Genomic DNA, 17,519 nt, shown 5'->3' with positions numbered 1-17,519 from the left:
GAGTTGCAGATCGGCGGGGTGCCGGGACCTACTTGGCGTAGCTGTAGACCGTGGCGCGCGACACGCCCAGGTGGGCGGCAATGGTCTCCATGGAGCGGCGAAGGTCCAGCAGGCCGTCGCCCTTGAGTTCACGGACCAGGGCGCGCCGCTCCTCGGGCTTGAGGGCGCGCGGCGTGGTCGCCAGGCGCGCCGCGAACTGGTCGATGCGGGCGCGCACCGCGTCGGCACCGGCCCCGGCGCCCATGGGCGCCAGCATTTCGCGGGCCGGCGTGTCGCCGCTGACGGCGGCAAAGCGGTTGAGCATGCTCTGGAAGCCCTGGAACATCGTCAGGTCCACATTCATGCACAGGGCGGCGATGTAGCGGCCCTCGGAGTCGCGAATGCCGATGGACGTGCTCTTGGCCTGGCGGCCATCGGCGAACTGGTTGGGGTAGTTGGCGATGACCTGCTCGTAGCCGGGGTCCTGGATGCGGGCCAGGCCCAGCTCGGTCGCGCCCTGGCCGACCTCGCGGCCCGAGAGATTGTTGTGGATGGCCAGCACCGCATGGGACGGGTCGAGCAGGTCATGCACCACCACCTCGCAGAACGGGGCAAGGGTCTGGCCCAGGCCTTCGGCGATCTTGGCCACCTGTTCCAGCAGTTGGCGCTGCTCGGGAGTGCGTTGTGTCATATTGGACATTTTGTTTTGAATTGGACAAAATGTCAAAACTCAGGCGACCTGCCTTCTTGTCCGTTTCTTGTGCTCCCTGCCATGTTCGACACCCTTGTTCACCTGCTGCAATCCCAGGACGCGCGCTTTCGCGTGATCGAGCACCCTGCCGAGGGCCGCTCCGACCTCGTCGCCGAAATCCGGGGCACGGCACCCGGCCAGGGTGCCAAGGCCATGCTCTGCAAGAGCCGCGATGCGTCCGGTGCGGGCGATCCCCAGCTGTTCCTGGCCGTGCTGCCCGGCGACCGTAAGCTGGACTTCAAGCGCCTGGCCCAGGCCGTGGGCGTGCGCAAGGCCACGCTGGCCTCGCCAGAGGAGGCCCAGGCCGCCACCGGCTGCGTGATGGGATCGGTGCCGCCGTTCTCCTTCAACCCGCAGGTGCGCCTGGTGGTGGACCCGGCACTGGTGGAGCGCTTTGCCGAGATCGCCTTCAATGCGGGCCGGCTGGACCGCTCCATCGTGCTGGACTCGGCCGACTATGTGCGCATTGCCCGGCCCGCGCTGCACAGCCTGAGCGGGGAGGGCGCCGATTGACCATGGATTGACCCTGGCGCGGGGCTGCGCCCACAATCGTCGGCAACGTCCACATCTCCTTGCCTGACCATGTCCACCCCTGCGAAGCAGCACCCTGACCGGCCCGATGCGGCCGGCTTTGTGCGTGCGGCGCTGGCTGCTGCCCTGGCCCAGGTGCAGTCGCATCTGGCGGTCTTGGAGGGCGGTGGCAGCGATGCCGAGACCATTCACCAGCTGCGCGTGGCCCTGCGGCGCCTGCGCACCGTGCTGCGTGAGTGCGCGGGGCTGGCGCCCGGCATGCGCGCCGAATGGGATGACCCCCTGGCCCAGGCCTTTGCGCAGTTGGGCACGCTGCGCGATGCCGATACGCTGGCCGATGTGGTGCGCCCGCTGCTGCAGGCCGCCCATGCGCCCCTGTGCGACTGGCAGGCGCCGCAGGCCGTGCAGGCGGATGCAGCCGCTGCCGTGCGCGAGCCGCCGTTCCTGCACGCGCTGGCCGAGATCCAGGCGCTGGCGCAGGCGCCGCAGGCAGAGCCATCGGCCCGTTTTGCCCACCTGTCCGCCGCAGGCACGCGCAAGTACCTGGCACGGCGGCTGGCGCGCCTGCACCGCCAGGTGCTGCGCGACGGCCGGCACTTCGACCGCCTGCCGCTGTCGCAGCAGCACCGCGTGCGCAAGCGGCTCAAGCGCCTGCGCTATCTGGCGGACTTTGCACGGGAATTCGCGCCCGGAATGTGGCCCGGCAAAAAGGGCCGGCGCTTTGCCGAGGCGCTGGTGCCCGCCCAGGACGCGCTGGGCCTGCACAACGACATGGCCGTGGCGGCCGAGCATTTCCATGCCGAGGCCGCGCGCGACCCGCGCGCCTGGTTCGCCGCCGGCTACCTGCAGGCCCGCCTGGCCACCAGCGCGCGCAGCAGCCGCCGCGCGCTGCGGGCGCTGGCCCGGGTGCCGGGCTTCTGGGCTGGGCGATAATCCGCCGCTGGCGCACCGCCGCAGCCCCTGGGCCGTGGCGGTGCGCTGTTGCTGAAGGTGCCTCATGCCGTTCACCGGCCAGGGGTTCAACGGGAAGCAGGTGCGCGATGCCATCGAGGTGGCCGCTCGCAATGCCTGCGCTGCCCCCGCAACGGTCAGCGGAATACAACTCCCCACGCTGGCGCGCCACCCACCGGTTGCGCGCCGCAAGCCACTGTGTCTGGACGGACATGGGAAGGCGGGGATGCCTGCTGCAGCGCGCCCACCCTGCGCGCCGCAGCGTTCCGCAAGCCCGGATACCGGCCTTCTGCATTGCTTTCGGACGCCGCGGGAGTGCGCCTGTCCGGTCCGGCCCCAGCCTGCGCTGGCGTGGCCGGCTCCGGCGTGCGCGCCGTGCGGCGTGGTTCAGACGATAGGCCCCACGGGTGACTGGGGCAGTTGGATTCAACGCATGCGCTTCGCTTCTTTGGCCGCCGATTGTTCCGGCCCCTTTCCCCTTCCTCCCTTCCTGCGCCCGGCCACCGCTGCGGCCGTGCTGGCCTGCTGCGCCGCGGCGGCCGGCGCCGCACAGGAACCGGCGGCCGGCAAAGCCGGTGCATCCGCCGACGATGCGCTGGACGCCGTCTTCGTGACCGCCACGGCGCGGCCCGAGGCGCGCAGCCGCATCGCGGGCACCACGCAGACCATCGACCGCGAGGCCATAGAGCGCTCCAGCGCGCGCTCGGTCACCGACCTGCTGGCCGAGAACGCCGTGGGCTTTCTCAGCGAATGGACGGCGGCCCAGACCTCGATGAACCTGCGCGGCGCCTCCACCGACGGCCAGGGGCGCGACTTCCGCAGCCAGGTGCTGGTGCTGGTCAACGGCCGGCGCGCGGGCACGGCCAACCTGTCCAAGCTCAGCCCCTCGGATGTGGAGCGCATCGAGATCGTGCGCGGCCCGTCCTCGGTGATCTACGGCAGCCAGGCCATGGGCGGGGTGGTCAACATCATCATGAAGACGGGGGCGACGGCACCCGGCACGCGCGCCCAGGTCCAGGCCGGTTCATGGGACCTGTGGCGCACCGATGCGCAGACGGCCGGCGCCAATGACCGCTTCGACTGGTACTTCGGCGTGAGCGCAGGCGGGCGCGGCGACTACGAGTCGGGCGACGGCGGCATGCGCATGGAGAACACGGGCTGGAAGCGGCGCGGCGCCAGCGGCGCCCTGGGCTGGCAGCTGCACGAGCTGCACCGCGTGGAGCTGCAGCTGCGCACGGACGGCATCTACAACGCGGGCTTTCGCGGATCGGGCGCCAACATCTACAGCCGAGACAACCGCAGCAACCGCTCGCTGGACCTGACCTACGAAGGCGCACTGCCCGGCCAGCGCCTGAGCTGGACGACCCACCTCTACAGCCTGGTCGATACCGATGAGTTCAACTGGGCCTCGCCCGTGATCCGCTCGGGCAACAGTGCCGTGCCCGGCACGGCGCGCGACTACAACCACCGCCAGCTGGACGCCACGGGCCTGCGCTTTCAGCCGCGCCTGCGTGTCAGCCAGACCAATGACCTGCTGATGGGCTTCGACTGGGAGCGCAGCAAGCTGCGCTCCGACCGCCTGCGCGTGGCCATGCCGGGCGGCCCGGCGGGCCAGGTTGCGCCCTACGACAACAACCAGACCGAGCAGGTGCACGCGCTGTACTTCGAGGACGCGCAGACCCTGTTCGACGATCGCCTGACCCTGCGCGCCGGCCTGCGCAAGACCTGGGGCACGACGCGTTTCGACGAGACGCCCAACCTGGCCCTGGCCCAGGCCAGCACGCGCGACTACGACAACCACACCTGGTCGGCCGGCGCCACCTGGAAGGCCACGGACCGGCTTACGCTGCGCGCTGCGGCCTCCACGGGTTTCCGCGCGCCCACGGCCACGGAGCTGGCCTCGGACTTCACGGCCGTCGGCGGTGGCCGCACCTTCGGCAACCCCAACCTCAAGCCCGAGACCAGCCGCCAGATCGAGGTCGGCGCCGCGCTGCAGCAGCCCGGCTGGCGCGTGGATGCGGCCGTGTTCCAGAACACCATCAGCGACCGCATCATCACCGTCTCGCGCGGGGCCACGACCAATACCTCGGACTACGCCAACAACGCGGCCGACATCGTGGCGCGCGGTCTGGAAATGCAGGCCGACATGGACCTGGCGCGGGCGCTGAACCTGACGGGCCACCAGCTCAAGGCCTGGGCTGGTGGCTACTACCACTTCAGCATGCGGGACAAGGGATCGCCAGCGTCGGCCAATACCGACAAGGTGCAGCGCATGTACCGCTACGAGGCCTCGGCCGGCGTGCGCTACGGGCGCGGCAGCGGGCGCCTGCAGGGCGACTGGAGCCTGCAGCTGTCCACGCTGCTGCGCGGTCCCATGTGGTACGACACGGAAGAGGCGCTGCTCATCCCCCAGGGCGAGCCCCGCAGCACCTTCATCCACCGCAAGGGCGCCTTCACCATCTGGAACCTGCGTGCCGACTACCGCGTGTCGCCGGGCGTCAAGCTGTTCGCAGCCGTCAACAACCTGTTCGACCTGAACCGCCATCCCATCTTCATCGCGCTGGACCGTGCGCCCTGCATCGCCAACCCGGCGTACCAGAACGGCGGCTGCGGAACGTCGATGGCGGGCCGCGAACTCATGGTCGGCCTGCAGGCAGAGTTTTGAGGACCATGGCATGAGGCAATCCAGCACCACGCGCCGCCAGTTGCTGCGCCAGGGCGCGGCGGCGGCCCTGGGCTGCGGCCTGCCCGCGGCCTGGGCCGACACCGTCGCTGCAGGCGGTCCGGTGGTGCTGCAGGATGCGCTGGGCCGGCGCGTGGAGATTGCCGCGCCGCCGCAGCGCATCGTCTCCATCTTTGCCTCCAACACCGAACTGGTTGCCGCGCTGGGCCTGCTGGACCGCGTGGTGGGCGTGGAGGATTTCACGCGCTTTCCACCGGGCGTGGAGCGCATTCCCAAGGTGGGCGGGCGGCTGGGGTTCTCGGTGGACGCCGTGGTGGCGCGCCAGCCGGACCTGGTCATCGTCACGCCCGCGCGCCAGGCGGCGCACCAGCTGGTCGATCCCATGGAGCGCATCGGCGTGCCGGTGATGGTGCTGCTCAGCCGCTCGCTGGCCGAGGTGATGGACAACCTGCGCCTGGTGGCCCGCGCCACGGGCGTGCAGGCGCGCGGCCAGGCGCTGGCCCTGGCGCAGGAGGCGCGGCTGCTGCGCGTGGACCGGCAGGTGGCCGGCCAGCCCCGGCCGCGCGCCCTCATGGTCACGGGCCGGCTGGGCAACGGCATGCTGCTGGCGGCACGCCCTGGCACCTATACCGGCGAGGCCATGGTGCGCGCGGGCGCTTCGTTCGCGCTGGACGGCCTGGGCACGGTGCCCCAGGTCTCGCCCGAGGCCGTGCTGGCCGCCGACCCCGATGTGCTGCTGTTCGCGGGCACGCAGGAGGCCATGCAGGACCTGATCGGCCAGCGCGGCTGGCGCGACCTGCGTGCCGTGCGCGGCGGCCGGGCCACCACGGTGGCGCGTGCCGAGTTCCTGATTCCCGGGCCGCGCACCTTTGGCGGCGTGGAAAAACTCTCGCGCTGGCTGCACCCTGCGGCCTGGGCCGGGGAGGCCGCATGAATTCCCTTTCACATCCACCTGCGTGGCGCCCCTGGGCCGGTGCGGTCCTGCTGCTGCTGGCCAGCCTGCTGATTGCCGCCTGCGCGGGCCACCAGTGGGCCAGCCCGGCCGACCTGCTGGCCGCGCTGGGCGGCGAAGACAGCCTGCGCAGCCGGCTGCTGCTGCAGTGGCGCGTGCCGCGCGTGCTGGCAGCCGCCCTGGTGGGCGCGCTGCTGGGCCTGTCGGGCGCCATCTTCCAGGGCGTGTTCCGCAATCCGCTGGCCGAGCCCTATCTGCTGGGCGCCTCGGGCGGCGCGGCGCTGGGGGCGACTGTCGCCCTGCTGGTTCCCATGCATCTATTGTTCGGCCTGTCCCAGGCCTGGACGCTGCCCGTGCTGGCCTTTGCGGGCGCCTGGGGCTCGACCATGCTGGTGCTGGCCGTCTCGCGCGTGGCCGGTGCCACCGATGCGGCCGGCATGCTGCTGGCCGGCGTGGCGCTGGCGGCCGTGCTGGGCGCGCTGCGCTCGTTCCTGATGCTGGCGCTGTCCGATGAGACGGTGAGCCTGCAGGTGGTGCTCAGCTGGGTGCTGGGGGGCATACAGACGCCGTCCTGGAGCGGGCTGGGCCTGCTGGCCGGCGCCTCCCTGGCCTGCCTGGCCGGGGCCATGGCGCTGGCGCGCGGGCTGGACCTGCTGGGCCTGGGGCAGGATGCGGCCCAGGGCTTCGGCCTGGACGTGGCGCGCTTCACGCCGCTGGCCGTGCTGGCCGGCTCGCTGGTGGTGGCCGTGGCCGTGGCCTATGGCGGGCTGGTGGCCTTCGTGGGCCTGGCTGCGCCGCACATCGCGCGCTGGATGGCGGGACCGCTGCACCGCGCGGCCCTGCCGGCGTCGGCGCTCACGGGCGCCATCATCGTCACGCTGGCCGATGCGATTGCGCGCAGCGTGCTGCCGCCGGCCGAAATCCCGCTGGGCCTGGTCACGGCCGTGGCCGGCGGGCCCTTCTTCATCGTGCTGCTGGCGCGCAGGCTGAGGTCCGCATGAACGATCAAGCCATGGACGACGCCGTGCCACGCCTGCAGGCCCGGTCCCTCACGCTGCGCCATCGTGGCCGCAGCGTGCTCGATGCGGTCTCTGTGCAGCTGCCCCCGCGCGGCGCCTTGGCCCTGGTCGGACCCAATGGCGCAGGCAAGTCCAGCCTGCTGTCCCTGCTGGCGGGGCTGCAGGCGCCTGCATCCGGCAGCGTGCTGCTGGACGGGCAAGACATCGCAACCCTGCCCGTGGCCGAGCGCGCACGCCGCGTGGGCTACATGCCGCAGCGCTTTGCGCCGCACTGGGACCTGACGCTGGCCGAGCTCATGCACATGCGGCTGGCGGGCCGGGGTGGTGTCGAGGCGGCCGTTGCCGGCGCCGGGCTGCAGGATTTCGCGCGCAGGCGCTGGTCCACGCTGTCGGGCGGCGAGCAGGCGCGTGCCCTGCTGGCCACCGTGCTGGCCACCGACCCGCCCGTGCTGCTGGCCGACGAGCCCGGCGCCGCGCTGGACGTGCGCCACCGCCTGGCCCTGGTGCAGGCGCTGGCGCAGCGTGGGCGCGAGCGGCTGGTGCTGGTGGTCATGCATGACCTGGACCTGGCGCTGGCGCACTTCGGGCGCGTCATCGTGCTGGACCAGGGGCGCATTGCGCTCGATGGGGCCCCTGCCGAGCTGCTGCATGCGCCGGGGCTGGATGCCGTGTTCGGCGTGGATTTCGAGCGCATCGACGCACCCCCGCAAACCTTGCTGCGCGCGCGGCTGAAACAGGAGAACTGACCCCATGCGCATCGATCTGGCCGGCTGGACGCGCGACGCCACGCGCGGCGACCACCGTGAATTCCTGGCACTGTTCGAGCGCGCCGAGCGCCTGGGTTTCCAGGGCGTGTGGTTCAACGAATTCCGCGTGCCCGATACCGCCTGGCCCTATCCCTCGCCCCTGCTGCTGGCCGCCGCCGTGCTGGCGCGCACCGAGCGGCTGCGCGTGGGCACCTCGGTGCTGGTGTTGCCGCTGCACCACCCGCTGATGCTGGCCGAGGAGATTGCCCAGCTGGACCTGCAAAGCGCCGGCCGCATCGACGTGGGCGTGGGCCGGGGCACGGAGCCGGCCGCGCTGCGCGCCCTGCAGATCGATGCGGACAGCACGCGCGAGCGCTTCGAGCAGTCCTGCCGCATCCTGGTGGAGGCGCTGTCCGGCAGGCCCATCGTGGCGGGGCAGGGGCCGTGGAGCTTCGAGGACCGGCCCGCCCTGCCTTCGACCGTGCAGCGTCCGCATCCTCCCTTGTATGTGGCCGGCTCCACGGCAGAGACCCTGGGCTTTGCCGTCGATCAGAATCTGCCCCTGCTGCTGAGCCTGGAGCCGCCCGAAGGCACGCAGCTGGAGCGCCTGGAGGCCGCTGCCCGGGAGCGCGGGCGCGATGCCGCCGCGCTGCGTGCGCGTTCATCGCTGGCGCGCTATGTCTGCATCGGTGCCGACGAGGCCGCCGTGCAGGCCCAGCTGGCCACGCTGTGGCCGCAGCTGTACCAGCGGCGCGTGTACTTTGCGGGCAAGCGCGGCGTGCCGGCCGACCAGGTGCTGCCCATCGATGTGCCGCGCGTGCTGGCCGAACAATTCATCCATGGCACGCCCGAGCAGTGCCATGCGCAGATCACCGCCTTGCGCGAGCGCACGGGCATTGGCCAGCTGCGCTGCGTCTTCAACGCCAACGGCCTGTGGAGCGATGCCCAGGCCCTCGCCGGCATGGAACTGTTTGCGCAGGAGGTTCTCCCTTCATTGCGCCGCGCCGTGCCTTTCGCCACCGTCTGACTTCCTCTTTTTCTGGAGAACCTTCCATGCAAACCGCCAAGATTCCCGCCACCATCGTCACCGGCTTCCTGGGCAGCGGCAAGACCACGCTGCTGCGCCACATCCTGGACAACGCAGATGGCCGGCGCATCGCGGTCATCGTCAACGAGTTCGGCGAGCTGGGCATCGACGGCGAGATCCTCAAGGGCTGCGGCATCGGCTGCGACGACGAGGGCAACGAGCGCGAAGGCGCGCTGTACGAGCTGGCCAACGGCTGCATGTGCTGCACGGTGCAGGAAGAGTTCTTCCCCGTGATGCGCGCGCTGGCCGAGCGCCGCGACCAGATCGACGCCGTGATCATCGAGACCTCGGGCCTGGCCCTGCCCAAGCCCCTGGTCCAGGCCTTCCAGTGGCCCGAGATCGCCAACGTGTTCACCGTGGACGCGGTGGTCACCGTGGTGGATACGCCAGCGGCCGCCAGCGGCCAGTTCGCCGCCAATCCCCAGGCCGTGGACGAGCTGCGCCGCGCCGACCCCAACCTGGACCACGAATCGCCGCTGCACGAACTGTTCGAGGACCAGCTGGGCGCGGCCGACCTGGTGGTGCTCAACAAGACCGACCTGGCCGATGCCGAGGCCCTGGCGCGCGTGACCGCCCTGGTGCGCGAGGAGCTGCCGCCCGAGGTCAAGATCGTGCAATCGTCCCAGGGCCGCCTGCCGCTGAACGTGGTGCTGGGCCTGGCCAAGGCGGCCGAGACCACCATCGACCAGCGCGTGAGCCACCACGACCACGACGAAGACCATGACCATGACGACTTCGACTCCTACGTGATCGACCTGCCCGCCGTGGACCGCGACCGCCTACTGGCCGCGCTGGAGACGCTGGTGGAGCAGCACAGCATCCTGCGCGTCAAGGGCTTTGCCGAGATCCCGGGCAAGCCCATGCGCTGGCTGCTGCAGGGCGTGGGCCGCCGCTTCGACCACCACTTCGACCGCGCCTGGCGCGAGGGCGAGGCACGCGGCACGCGCCTGGTGTTCATCGGGCAAGACCTTGACGAAGCAGCGCTGCGCAAGGGCCTGGAGAATGTGGCCGCCTGACCTTCCGATTCCGCACTGAAACCTGTTCCATGCACCTGCTGTCCACGCGCCCCGGCGGCTTCGTCGAGGACGAGAGCATCGTCACCCGCCTCGACCAGACGCCGGCCGACATCGTCATCCTGAGCTCGGCCGACACCACGCTGGCCCTGCTGTCCTCGGCCGTGGCCGCGCTGGCCGGGGCGTCGGCGGACTTTCCCTCGGTGCGGCTGGCCAATCTGCTGTACCTGCGCCAGCCGGCCTCGCTGGACCTGTATGTGGACGAGGTGCTGCGCCATGCGCGCGTGGTCATCGTGGACCACCTGGGCTCGGAATCGGCCTGGCCCTACGGCATCGAGCAGATCGGCTCTCTGGCGCGCCGCAAGGGGCAGCGCCTGGCCATGTTCTCGGGTGACCTGCAGGAAGACCCGCACCTGCTGGCGCGCAGCACGCTGCCGGCCGCCGCCTGCCGCCAGCTGTGGCAGTACCTGCGCTCGGGCGGCGCGGCCAATGCGCGCGAATTCATCAAGGCCACCGTCTACCACGGGCTGGACCGGGGCGATGCGCCGCTGCCGCCGCGCACCCTGCCGCAGGCGGCTGTCCACGTTCCCCCGGCGCTTTTCGCTGCCAGGAGCCATGCCCAGGTCCAGGCCCATGACGTGGCCGGCATCGACGACCTGCAGCGCGCCTGGACGCCGGGCGCGCCCACCGTGGCCCTGGTGTTCTACCGCTCCCACCTGCTGGCGGGCAATACGGCGGCCTTCGACGCCATGGCCCTGTCGCTGCAGCAGCGCGGCATGAACCCGCTGCCCGTGGCGCTGGACTCGCTCAAGGACCCGCTGTGCCTGGCCACGCTGCGCCAGCTCTGCGAAGACCATGCCGTGCAGCTGGTGCTCAACACCACGGCGTTCTCGGCGCTGGAATCGGGCACGGCCCTGGCCGGCGATGCGCCCGTGCTGCAAGTCATTGCCAGCGGCGGCAACCGCGAGGACTGGTGGGCCGACAGCCAGGGCCTGCGCCCGCGCGACATCGCCATGCAGGTGGTGCTGCCCGAGATGGATGGCCGCATCATCACGCGCGCCATCAGCTTCAAGGGCCTGTCCCACCGCTGCGCCTTCACCCAGGCCGACGTGGTGGCCTACCAGCCCGAGCCCGACCGCGTGGACTTCGTGGCCGACCTGGCCTGGCGCTGGTGCCGCCTGCGCAGCCTGCCCGCGCGCGACAAGCGCCTGGCCCTGGTGCTGGCCAACTATCCGGGCAGCGAAGGCCGCATCGGCAGCGGCGTGGGGCTGGATACGCCGGCCTCGGTGATCGCCATCCTGCAGCACCTGGCTGCCGAAGGACACGAGCTGGGCGACCCCGCGCAGCTGCCCGCCGATGGCCAGGCGCTGATGCACACCCTGCAGCAGGGCATTGCCAACGACCCGGCCCAGTGGCCGCTGCGACCGGCCTGGCAAAGCTATGCGCTGGACGAGTACCTGGCGCGCCTGGCCGCGCTGCCGGACGGCATGGCCGACGCCATCACGGCGCGCTGGGGCGCGCCCGAGGCCGACCCGCTGCTGCGCCAGGGCCGCTTCATGATCGCGGGCCTGCGCCTGGGCCATGTCTTTGTCGGCATACAGCCGGCGCGTGCATTGGTCGGTAAAGGCATGGGCGCGCAGGACTATGCGAGCTACCACGATGCCGAGCTGGTGCCGCCCCACGGCTACCTGGCCTTCTACTTCTGGCTGCGCGACCGCTTTGCCGTGGACGCCATGGTCCACGTGGGCAAGCATGGCAACCTCGAATGGCTGCCGGGCAAGAGCCTGGCGCTGTCGGGCGCGTGCTGGCCCGATGCCGTCCTGGGCCCGCTGCCGCACCTGTACCCCTTCATCGTCAACGATCCCGGCGAAGGTGCCCAGGCCAAGCGCCGCAGCCAGGCCGTGATCATCGACCACCTGATGCCGCCGCTGACGCGGGCCGAAAACCACGGCCCGCTGCAGGATCTGGAGCGCCTGGTGGACGAGTACTACGACGCCCTGCTGGTCGATGCGCGGCGCGGCGCGCTGCTGCGCCGCCAGATCCTGGACATCGTGCGCCGCCAGCACCTGGACCAGGAGCTGGACCTGGCGCCCGGTGCCGCGCAGGACGACGATGCCGTGCTCGAACGCATAGACGCCTACCTGTGCGAGCTCAAGGAAACCCAGATCCGCGACGGCCTGCATGTCTTCGGCGCCTCGCCGCAAGGGCGCCAGCGCCGCGACACGCTGCTGGCGCTGGCGCGCTTCCCGTCGGACGAAGGCCAGGGCCTGATCCAGGCGCTGGCCGCCGACCTGCTGGACAGCCCCGGGTTCGACCCGCTGCGCATGGAGCCTGCACGCCCCTGGACCGGCGCGCGCCCCGCCGCCCTGCAGGCCGTGAGCGACGAGCCCTGGCGCCATGAAGGCGACACGCGCGAGCGCCTGGAGCTGCTGGCCCAACAACTGCTGGAAGGTGAAGCCCCGGCCGGTGACTGGCCGCAGACACGCGCCGCGCTGCAACAGGTGCATGCCGTGCTGGCGCCCGCGCTGGATGCCTGCGGCGGCGAGGAACTGCGCCAGCTGCTGCGCGGCCTGCAGGGCCGCTTCGTGCCGCCCGGGCCCAGCGGATCGCCCTCGCGCGGGCGGCCCGACGTGCTGCCCACGGGGCGCAATTTCTACACGCTGGACACGCGCGCCATTCCCACGCAGGCGGCCTGGGAGCTGGGCCAGCAGGCCACGCTCAGGCTGCTGGAGCGCTATCTGCAGGAGCATGGCGAGTACCCGCGCACCCTGGGCCTGTCGGTCTGGGGCACGGCCACCATGCGCACGGGCGGCGACGACATCGCCCAGGCCTTTGCGCTGATCGGGGTGCGCCCCAAATGGGCGCCCGGCAGCCAGCGCGTGGTGGACTTCGAGGTGGTGCCGCGCGTGGGCATGGGCCGGCCGCGTGTGGATGTGACGCTGCGCATCTCGGGCTTTTTCCGCGATGCCTTCCCGGGCGCCGTGCAGATGTTCGACGCGGCCGTGCAGGCCGTGGCCGCGCTGGACGAAGACGCCGAGGACAACCCCATACGCGCGCGCATCCTGGCCGAGGCCGAGCAGCTGCAGGCGCAGGGCATGGACGCCGTGCAGGCCCGCCTGCAGGCCGGCTGGCGCGTGTTCGGCGCGCCGCCCGGCCACTACGGCTCGGGACTGGGCGGGCTGTTCCAGAGCGGTGATTGGCAGGGCGATGCCGACCTGGCCCAGGCCTACCTGGGCTGGAGCCAGCATGCCTACGGCCAGGACGCCGAGGGCGTGCCCGCAGGCGACGCGCTGCGCCGCCGCCTGGGCGAGCTCGACGTGGTGGCCCACAACCAGGACAGCCGCGAGCACGACATCCTCGACTCGGGCGACTACTTCCAGTTCCAGGGCGGCATGGCCTCTGCCGTGCGCCACCTCTCGGGCCGCCAGCCCGCGCTCTACCACGGCGACCATGCCAACCCGGCCCAGCCGCGCGTGCGCTCGCTCAAGGAGGAGATTGCGCGCGTGGTGCGCTCGCGCGTCACCAATCCCAAGTGGATGGACGGCGCCAAACGCCATGGCTACAAGGGGGCCTTCGAGATGGCGGCCACGGTGGACTATCTCTTCGGCTTCGACGCCACCACGCAGCAGGTGGGCGACCACCAGTACGCCCTGGTGGCCGACGCCTATGTGCTGGACGCGGCCACGCGCGACTTTCTCGTGCAGCACAATCCGCAGGCCCTGCGCGACATGCTGGAGCGCCTGCTCGAAGCCATGCAGCGCGGCCTGTGGGAGCAGCCCGGCGACTATCGCCAGCAGCTGGAAGACCTGCTGCTGGAACATGAAAACCACCTCGAAGGATTGCGCGCATGACCGCATCTCCTGACCTGGGCAGCGGCGCCCCGCCCGCGCTGCCGCCGCTGTTTCCCTTTGCCGCCATTGCCGGCCAGCCCCTGCTGTGCCAGGCGCTGCTGCTGGCCGCCATCGACCCGCAACTGGGCGGCGTGCTGATCGAGGGGCCGCGCGGCACGGCCAAGTCCACGGCCGCGCGCGCCCTGGCCGAGCTCATCGATGCCGCGCCCTTCGTCACGCTGCCGCTGGGCGCCTCGCTGGAGCATCTGGCCGGCTCGCTGGACCTGGGCCAGGCCATGGCCGGCCATGCGCTCAAATTCGCGCCCGGCCTGCTGGCGCGCGCCCATGGCGGCGTGCTCTATGTGGACGAGATCAACCTGCTGCCCGATGCCCTGGTCGATGTGCTGCTGGATGCGGCCGCCAGCGGCGTCAACGTGGTCGAGCGCGACGGCATCTCCCACCGCCATGCGGCGCGCTTCGTGCTGGTGGGCACCATGAACCCCGAGGAAGGCCAGCTGCGCCCGCAGCTGCTGGACCGCCTGGGCCTGTGCGTGCGCCTGGCCAATGTGCAGGATGCGGCCCAGCGCCAGGCCATCGTGCGTGCGCGGCTGCTGTTCGATGCCGACCCCGCAGCCTTCCGCGCCCGCCATGCAGACGCCCAGGCCGCGCTGGCCGCGCAGCTGCGCACGGCACGCGAGCGCCTGCAGCCGGCCGGCGCGCTGCCCTGGTCCGACGCGGTGCTGCAGGCCGCAGGCGCGCTGTGCATTGCCGCCCAGGTGGATGGCCTGCGGGCCGACCTGGTGCTGCTGCGTGCCGCACGCGCCTGGGCCGCCTGGCTGGGCGATGCCGAGGTCACGCCCGACCATGTGCAGGCCGTGGCTGAGCTGGTGCTGGTGCACCGCCGCAAGCCGGGGGCGCCGCAGCAGCAGCCATCCCCACAGCAGGCGCCATCGAATCCGCCTTCGCAGTCGCCGGCACAAAGCCGGCCACCTGCCCAGGCCACGGCCAACGGCGAAAGCGGCAGCCAACCCTCCGAGGCCGACTGGGGCGCCATGCCGCCCGAGCCCGTGGGCCTGCTGCGTGTCGCCGTGCCTTCGTTGCTGGCCCGCGAGGCCGCAAAGCCCGGAGCGCCCGCCGCAAAAAAAGCCTGAGCCCTCGCGGCCCCGCGCCACAGGCAAGGGATGCGAGGGCGGGCCAGCAGGCGGCCAGCCAGCCCCGGCTGGCCCAGGCGCAGGGCGGGCCGCCCACCGGCAGCTGGGACTGGCCGCGCACGCTGGCCGCGCGCGGCGCCCAGGCGCTGGCGCCCGAACATCTGCAGCGCCGCCGCGAGCCGCCCCAGGCCACGCGGCTGCATTGCTTTGTGCTCGATTGCTCGGCCTCCATGGCCGCCAGCGGCGCACTGGCGCGGGCCAAGGGCGTGCTGCTGTCGCTGATGGAAGAGGCCTACCGCCGCCGCGAGCAGGTGGCGCTGATCTGCTTTGCGGGCACGCGCGTGGTATTGCGCCTGCCGCCGCGCAAGGCTGCGGCCTGGAATGACGACTGGATCGCTCCCATCGGCGGGGGCGGCGGCACGCCGCTGCAGGCGGCCGTGGAGCATGCGGGCCAGTTGCTGCAGCGCCATTGCGGCGCAGAGGCCTCCTGCCAGGGCTGGCTGTGGCTGCTCACCGACGGCCGCACGCGCGAGCGGCCCGCGCGGCCTGCGGCGGCGCAGGAGGCGGGCATCGTGGACTTCGAATCAGGCCGCGTGCGCCTGGGCCGGGCGGCTGCGCTGGCCGCCGCCTGGGACGCACGCCATGTGCGGGCCGATGATTTCGCAGGCTGATCTGCGGCTTTGACGAGGTCAGGCCGGCCAGCTCAGCTCGAACAGCGCGCCGCCGCGCTCGCCCGGCAGGCATTGCGCCCGCCCGCCATGGGCCTGGGCAATGGCCTGGACCACGGCCAGGCCCAGTCCGCTGCCCTTGCTGGCCCCCACTCCGGCGTTTTTGCGGCTGCGGGCGCCTTCGCCGCGCTGGAAGGCGTCGAAGATGCGCGGCGCAAGGTCCGCCGCCACGCCGGGGCCGCTGTCTTCCACGCGCACGGTGCACAGGCCCTGGCGCACGCGCGCGGCCACCAGCAGGGGGCCGGGCTGCGCATACAGCATGGCGTTTTCCAGCAGGGCCAGCAGGGCCTGGCGTATGCGCACGGGGTCGCAGACCACGGGCTGCTCGTCCAGCTCCAGCGCCAGTTGCAGGCCCGCCTGCTCCAGCGCCGGCCCCACGGCCAGGGTCACCGATCGCACCTCGCCGGCCAGGCAGGTCTGGCGCAGCTCCAGATGCAGGTGGCCGTTGTCCTGCAGGCCCAGCAGGCGCAGATCGTCGATCAGGCGGGTCAGCCCCTCGACCTGGGTCATCAGGCTGGCCAGCATGTCCTTGCTGGGCAGGAAGACGCCGTCGGACAGGCCTTGCAGCCGTCCGCTGAGGATGGTCACGGGCGTGCGCAGCTCATGGGCGATGGCCGCGCTCCAGAAGGCGCGCTCCTGCGCCATGCCTTCCAGGCGCTGGGCCAGGCTGTTGAAGTCGTGCACCAGCTGGGCGGCCTCGTGCAGCGCGCTGTCGTCGGTGTGCGCGCGCGCCGAGAGGTCGCCCTGGGCCAGTTGGCGCAGGCTGATGGCCACCGAGTCCAGCGAGGGCAGGATGCGCCGCGACAGCCGCGTGGCCACGAAGATGGCGATCAGCAGGGCGATGACCAGGGTCAGCAGCACCCAGGCCAGCTCCACGCTGGAGGGCATCCAGCCGTCGGAGACGCTGGCCGGGTGAAAGGTCAGCAGCAGTGCATAGAAGGCGTACGAACCCAGCACGCACAGCACGACCACGGCCAGCGTGACGGCCGACATGGTCAGCACCACCTGCCGGCGCAGGCCCGGCACTGCGCTCATGGATCCATCCCCAGCCGGTAGCCCACGCTGCGCACGCTGTCGGGCATGCCCTGCACGCCCAGGCCTTCGAGCTTCTTGCGCAGCTTGCTGATGTGGCTGTCCACGGTGCGTTCCAGCGTGTGGCCTTCGGGCAGGCAACTGAGCAGCAGCTCGGCGCGGCTGAACACGCGCCGGGGCGAACGCACCAGGCTGGCCAGCAGGTTGAATTCGGTCACGGTGAGTTCGGGCACGTGCGTGGCGCCCTGCACCTGCACGCTGACCTCGCGGCTGTCCAGGTCCACGCGAAAGGGGCCGGCCTGCAGCAGCTTGGTATCGCGGAGCCGGCCCTGGCCGCAGCGGCGCAGCACGGCCTGCACGCGCGCCACGACCTCGGCCGCATTGAAGGGCTTGCCCACGTAGTCGTCCGCGCCAATGCGCAGGCCGATGAGCTTGTCCACGTCCTGGTTGAGGGCGGTGAGCATGATGACGGGCGTGTCGCCGCGCCGGCGGATTTCGGACAGCACCTGCCAGCCGTCGAGGCGTGGCATCTGCACGTCGAGAAGAACGAGATCGGGTTTCAAGTGGTGGTGCAGTTCAAGGGCCTGCTGGCCATCGGCGGCATGGACGGTGCGCAGGTCGCTGCGGGCCAGGTAGGCGCACAGGATGTCTGCGATCTCGGGCTCGTCCTCGGCAACGAGGATGAGCGATGTCGATGGCTGGAAAGGCAAGGGCTGGGCAATGATAGAAGCCATTTTGGGTCGCGGCGGCGGCTGTGTTCATCTCCATCGTTCTTCCACATTTCCCGGGCCGAAATGCCATCGAAAGAACGCAAGCTGTTTCCCTGTGCCGCCGCCATTGGCCGGCATGCGAAACAAAGCGATGAATATGAAGTCACAGCGGCAGTGCCGTATGAGCGGGTGGGAGAGCTGTTAGCTTTGCAGCGGCTCCATGGATGAATGGCCCTGGCGGCAACACGCCGCAGGCCGAAGCCGCACCGGCAGGAGTTTCCTTCATCCCCATGCCTCCTGGCAATCTGGATTTGCATCCGGATGGCCCCTCAGATGATTCGGCGCCAGGCGCCGTG

General features: G+C 71.4%; 14 protein-coding genes and 1 riboswitch. Of the genes, 11 read left to right on the top strand and 3 right to left on the bottom strand.

Going from position 1 to position 17,519, the window contains the following annotated elements; genetic code table 11:
• Positions 1–28: 28 nt before the first annotated feature.
• Positions 29–670 carry a transcriptional regulator gene (locus tag ACF8LI_RS23405; RefSeq protein WP_046985177.1) on the bottom strand — a complete coding sequence of 214 codons (642 nt, stop codon included), beginning with the start codon at positions 668–670 and terminating at the stop codon, positions 29–31.
• A gap of 81 nt (positions 671–751) precedes the next feature.
• Here ACF8LI_RS23405 and ACF8LI_RS23400 point away from each other — a divergent pair, with 81 nt between their 5' ends.
• From ACF8LI_RS23400 to ACF8LI_RS23350, 11 genes are all read left to right on the top strand, one after another.
• Positions 752–1,243 carry a YbaK/prolyl-tRNA synthetase associated domain-containing protein gene (locus ACF8LI_RS23400; protein ID WP_154833504.1) on the top strand — a complete coding sequence of 164 codons (492 nt, stop codon included), beginning with the start codon at positions 752–754 and terminating at the stop codon, positions 1,241–1,243.
• Positions 1,244–1,312: 69 nt separating this feature from the next.
• Entirely contained in the window at positions 1,313–2,194 is an 882-nt protein-coding gene (locus ACF8LI_RS23395) for a CHAD domain-containing protein (RefSeq protein WP_154833505.1), read from the top strand.
• 38 nt (positions 2,195–2,232) lie between these two features.
• A riboswitch (cobalamin riboswitch) is annotated at positions 2,233–2,517 on the top strand.
• A 128-nt stretch (positions 2,518–2,645) separates the two neighbouring features.
• Positions 2,646–4,877, top strand: coding sequence for a TonB-dependent receptor (locus ACF8LI_RS23390; protein WP_392414358.1), 2,232 nt, complete (start codon positions 2,646–2,648; stop codon positions 4,875–4,877).
• A 10-nt stretch (positions 4,878–4,887) separates the two neighbouring features.
• Positions 4,888–5,829, top strand: a complete 942-nt coding sequence (locus ACF8LI_RS23385) for an ABC transporter substrate-binding protein (RefSeq protein ID WP_392414357.1) — start codon at positions 4,888–4,890, stop codon at positions 5,827–5,829.
• Complete coding sequence (locus tag ACF8LI_RS23380; protein ID WP_063328389.1) at positions 5,826–6,848, top strand: iron ABC transporter permease; 1,023 nt, start codon at positions 5,826–5,828, stop codon at positions 6,846–6,848. The genes ACF8LI_RS23385 and ACF8LI_RS23380 overlap by 4 nt, the downstream gene beginning before the upstream one ends.
• Positions 6,845–7,612: an ABC transporter ATP-binding protein gene (locus ACF8LI_RS23375; RefSeq protein ID WP_392414356.1), complete on the top strand. Its 768-nt coding sequence runs from the start codon at positions 6,845–6,847 to the stop codon at positions 7,610–7,612. The genes ACF8LI_RS23380 and ACF8LI_RS23375 overlap by 4 nt, the downstream gene beginning before the upstream one ends.
• A 4-nt stretch (positions 7,613–7,616) precedes the next feature.
• Entirely contained in the window at positions 7,617–8,639 is a 1,023-nt protein-coding gene (locus ACF8LI_RS23370; protein WP_392414355.1) for an LLM class flavin-dependent oxidoreductase, read from the top strand.
• Positions 8,640–8,665: 26 nt separating this feature from the next.
• Positions 8,666–9,715 carry a cobalamin biosynthesis protein CobW gene (gene cobW / locus ACF8LI_RS23365; protein WP_392414354.1) on the top strand — a complete coding sequence of 350 codons (1,050 nt, stop codon included), beginning with the start codon at positions 8,666–8,668 and terminating at the stop codon, positions 9,713–9,715.
• A 29-nt stretch (positions 9,716–9,744) separates the two neighbouring features.
• On the top strand, positions 9,745–13,563 hold the full coding sequence (gene cobN / locus ACF8LI_RS23360) for a cobaltochelatase subunit CobN (protein ID WP_392414353.1): 3,819 nt from the start codon (positions 9,745–9,747) through the stop codon (positions 13,561–13,563).
• The gene (locus ACF8LI_RS23355) at positions 13,560–14,693 is read left to right on the top strand and encodes an ATP-binding protein (RefSeq protein WP_392414352.1); all 1,134 of its coding nucleotides are present in this window, start codon (positions 13,560–13,562) and stop codon (positions 14,691–14,693) included. The genes cobN and ACF8LI_RS23355 overlap by 4 nt, the downstream gene beginning before the upstream one ends.
• A 209-nt stretch (positions 14,694–14,902) precedes the next feature.
• Complete coding sequence (locus tag ACF8LI_RS23350) at positions 14,903–15,364, top strand: VWA domain-containing protein (RefSeq protein WP_288899265.1); 462 nt, start codon at positions 14,903–14,905, stop codon at positions 15,362–15,364.
• A gap of 18 nt (positions 15,365–15,382) precedes the next feature.
• Here the strand turns inward: ACF8LI_RS23350 and ACF8LI_RS23345 are convergent, their stop codons facing one another.
• On the bottom strand, positions 15,383–16,456 hold the full coding sequence (locus ACF8LI_RS23345) for an ATP-binding protein (RefSeq protein ID WP_016448780.1): 1,074 nt from the start codon (positions 16,454–16,456) through the stop codon (positions 15,383–15,385).
• Positions 16,453–17,187 carry a response regulator gene (locus ACF8LI_RS23340; RefSeq protein ID WP_392414351.1) on the bottom strand — a complete coding sequence of 245 codons (735 nt, stop codon included), beginning with the start codon at positions 17,185–17,187 and terminating at the stop codon, positions 16,453–16,455. Before ACF8LI_RS23340 ends, ACF8LI_RS23345 begins: the two co-directional genes overlap by 4 nt.
• Positions 17,188–17,519: the final 332 nt, after the last annotated feature.

It is taken from the genome of Delftia sp. WSY_12 (assembly GCF_043104645.1).
Classification (GTDB): domain Bacteria; phylum Pseudomonadota; class Gammaproteobacteria; order Burkholderiales; family Burkholderiaceae_C; genus Comamonas; species Comamonas tsuruhatensis.
Note: the sequence above shows the minus strand (reverse complement) of the source record. Positions and strands in the feature narration are given on the sequence as shown.

What these genes read in the sequence shown, in the direction of transcription:
- ACF8LI_RS23405 (WP_046985177.1), bottom strand. Translation starts at nt 670, where the DNA reads ATGACACAACGCACTCCCGAGCAGCGCCAACTGCTGGAACAGGTGGCC.
- ACF8LI_RS23400 (WP_154833504.1), top strand. Translation starts at nt 752, where the DNA reads ATGTTCGACACCCTTGTTCACCTGCTGCAATCCCAGGACGCGCGCTTT.
- ACF8LI_RS23395 (WP_154833505.1), top strand. Translation starts at nt 1,313, where the DNA reads ATGTCCACCCCTGCGAAGCAGCACCCTGACCGGCCCGATGCGGCCGGC.
- ACF8LI_RS23390 (WP_392414358.1), top strand. Translation starts at nt 2,646, where the DNA reads ATGCGCTTCGCTTCTTTGGCCGCCGATTGTTCCGGCCCCTTTCCCCTT.
- ACF8LI_RS23385 (WP_392414357.1), top strand. Translation starts at nt 4,888, where the DNA reads ATGAGGCAATCCAGCACCACGCGCCGCCAGTTGCTGCGCCAGGGCGCG.
- ACF8LI_RS23380 (WP_063328389.1), top strand. Translation starts at nt 5,826, where the DNA reads ATGAATTCCCTTTCACATCCACCTGCGTGGCGCCCCTGGGCCGGTGCG.
- ACF8LI_RS23375 (WP_392414356.1), top strand. Translation starts at nt 6,845, where the DNA reads ATGAACGATCAAGCCATGGACGACGCCGTGCCACGCCTGCAGGCCCGG.
- ACF8LI_RS23370 (WP_392414355.1), top strand. Translation starts at nt 7,617, where the DNA reads ATGCGCATCGATCTGGCCGGCTGGACGCGCGACGCCACGCGCGGCGAC.
- cobW (WP_392414354.1), top strand. Translation starts at nt 8,666, where the DNA reads ATGCAAACCGCCAAGATTCCCGCCACCATCGTCACCGGCTTCCTGGGC.
- cobN (WP_392414353.1), top strand. Translation starts at nt 9,745, where the DNA reads ATGCACCTGCTGTCCACGCGCCCCGGCGGCTTCGTCGAGGACGAGAGC.
- ACF8LI_RS23355 (WP_392414352.1), top strand. Translation starts at nt 13,560, where the DNA reads ATGACCGCATCTCCTGACCTGGGCAGCGGCGCCCCGCCCGCGCTGCCG.
- ACF8LI_RS23345 (WP_016448780.1), bottom strand. Translation starts at nt 16,456, where the DNA reads ATGAGCGCAGTGCCGGGCCTGCGCCGGCAGGTGGTGCTGACCATGTCG.
- ACF8LI_RS23340 (WP_392414351.1), bottom strand. Translation starts at nt 17,187, where the DNA reads ATGGCTTCTATCATTGCCCAGCCCTTGCCTTTCCAGCCATCGACATCG.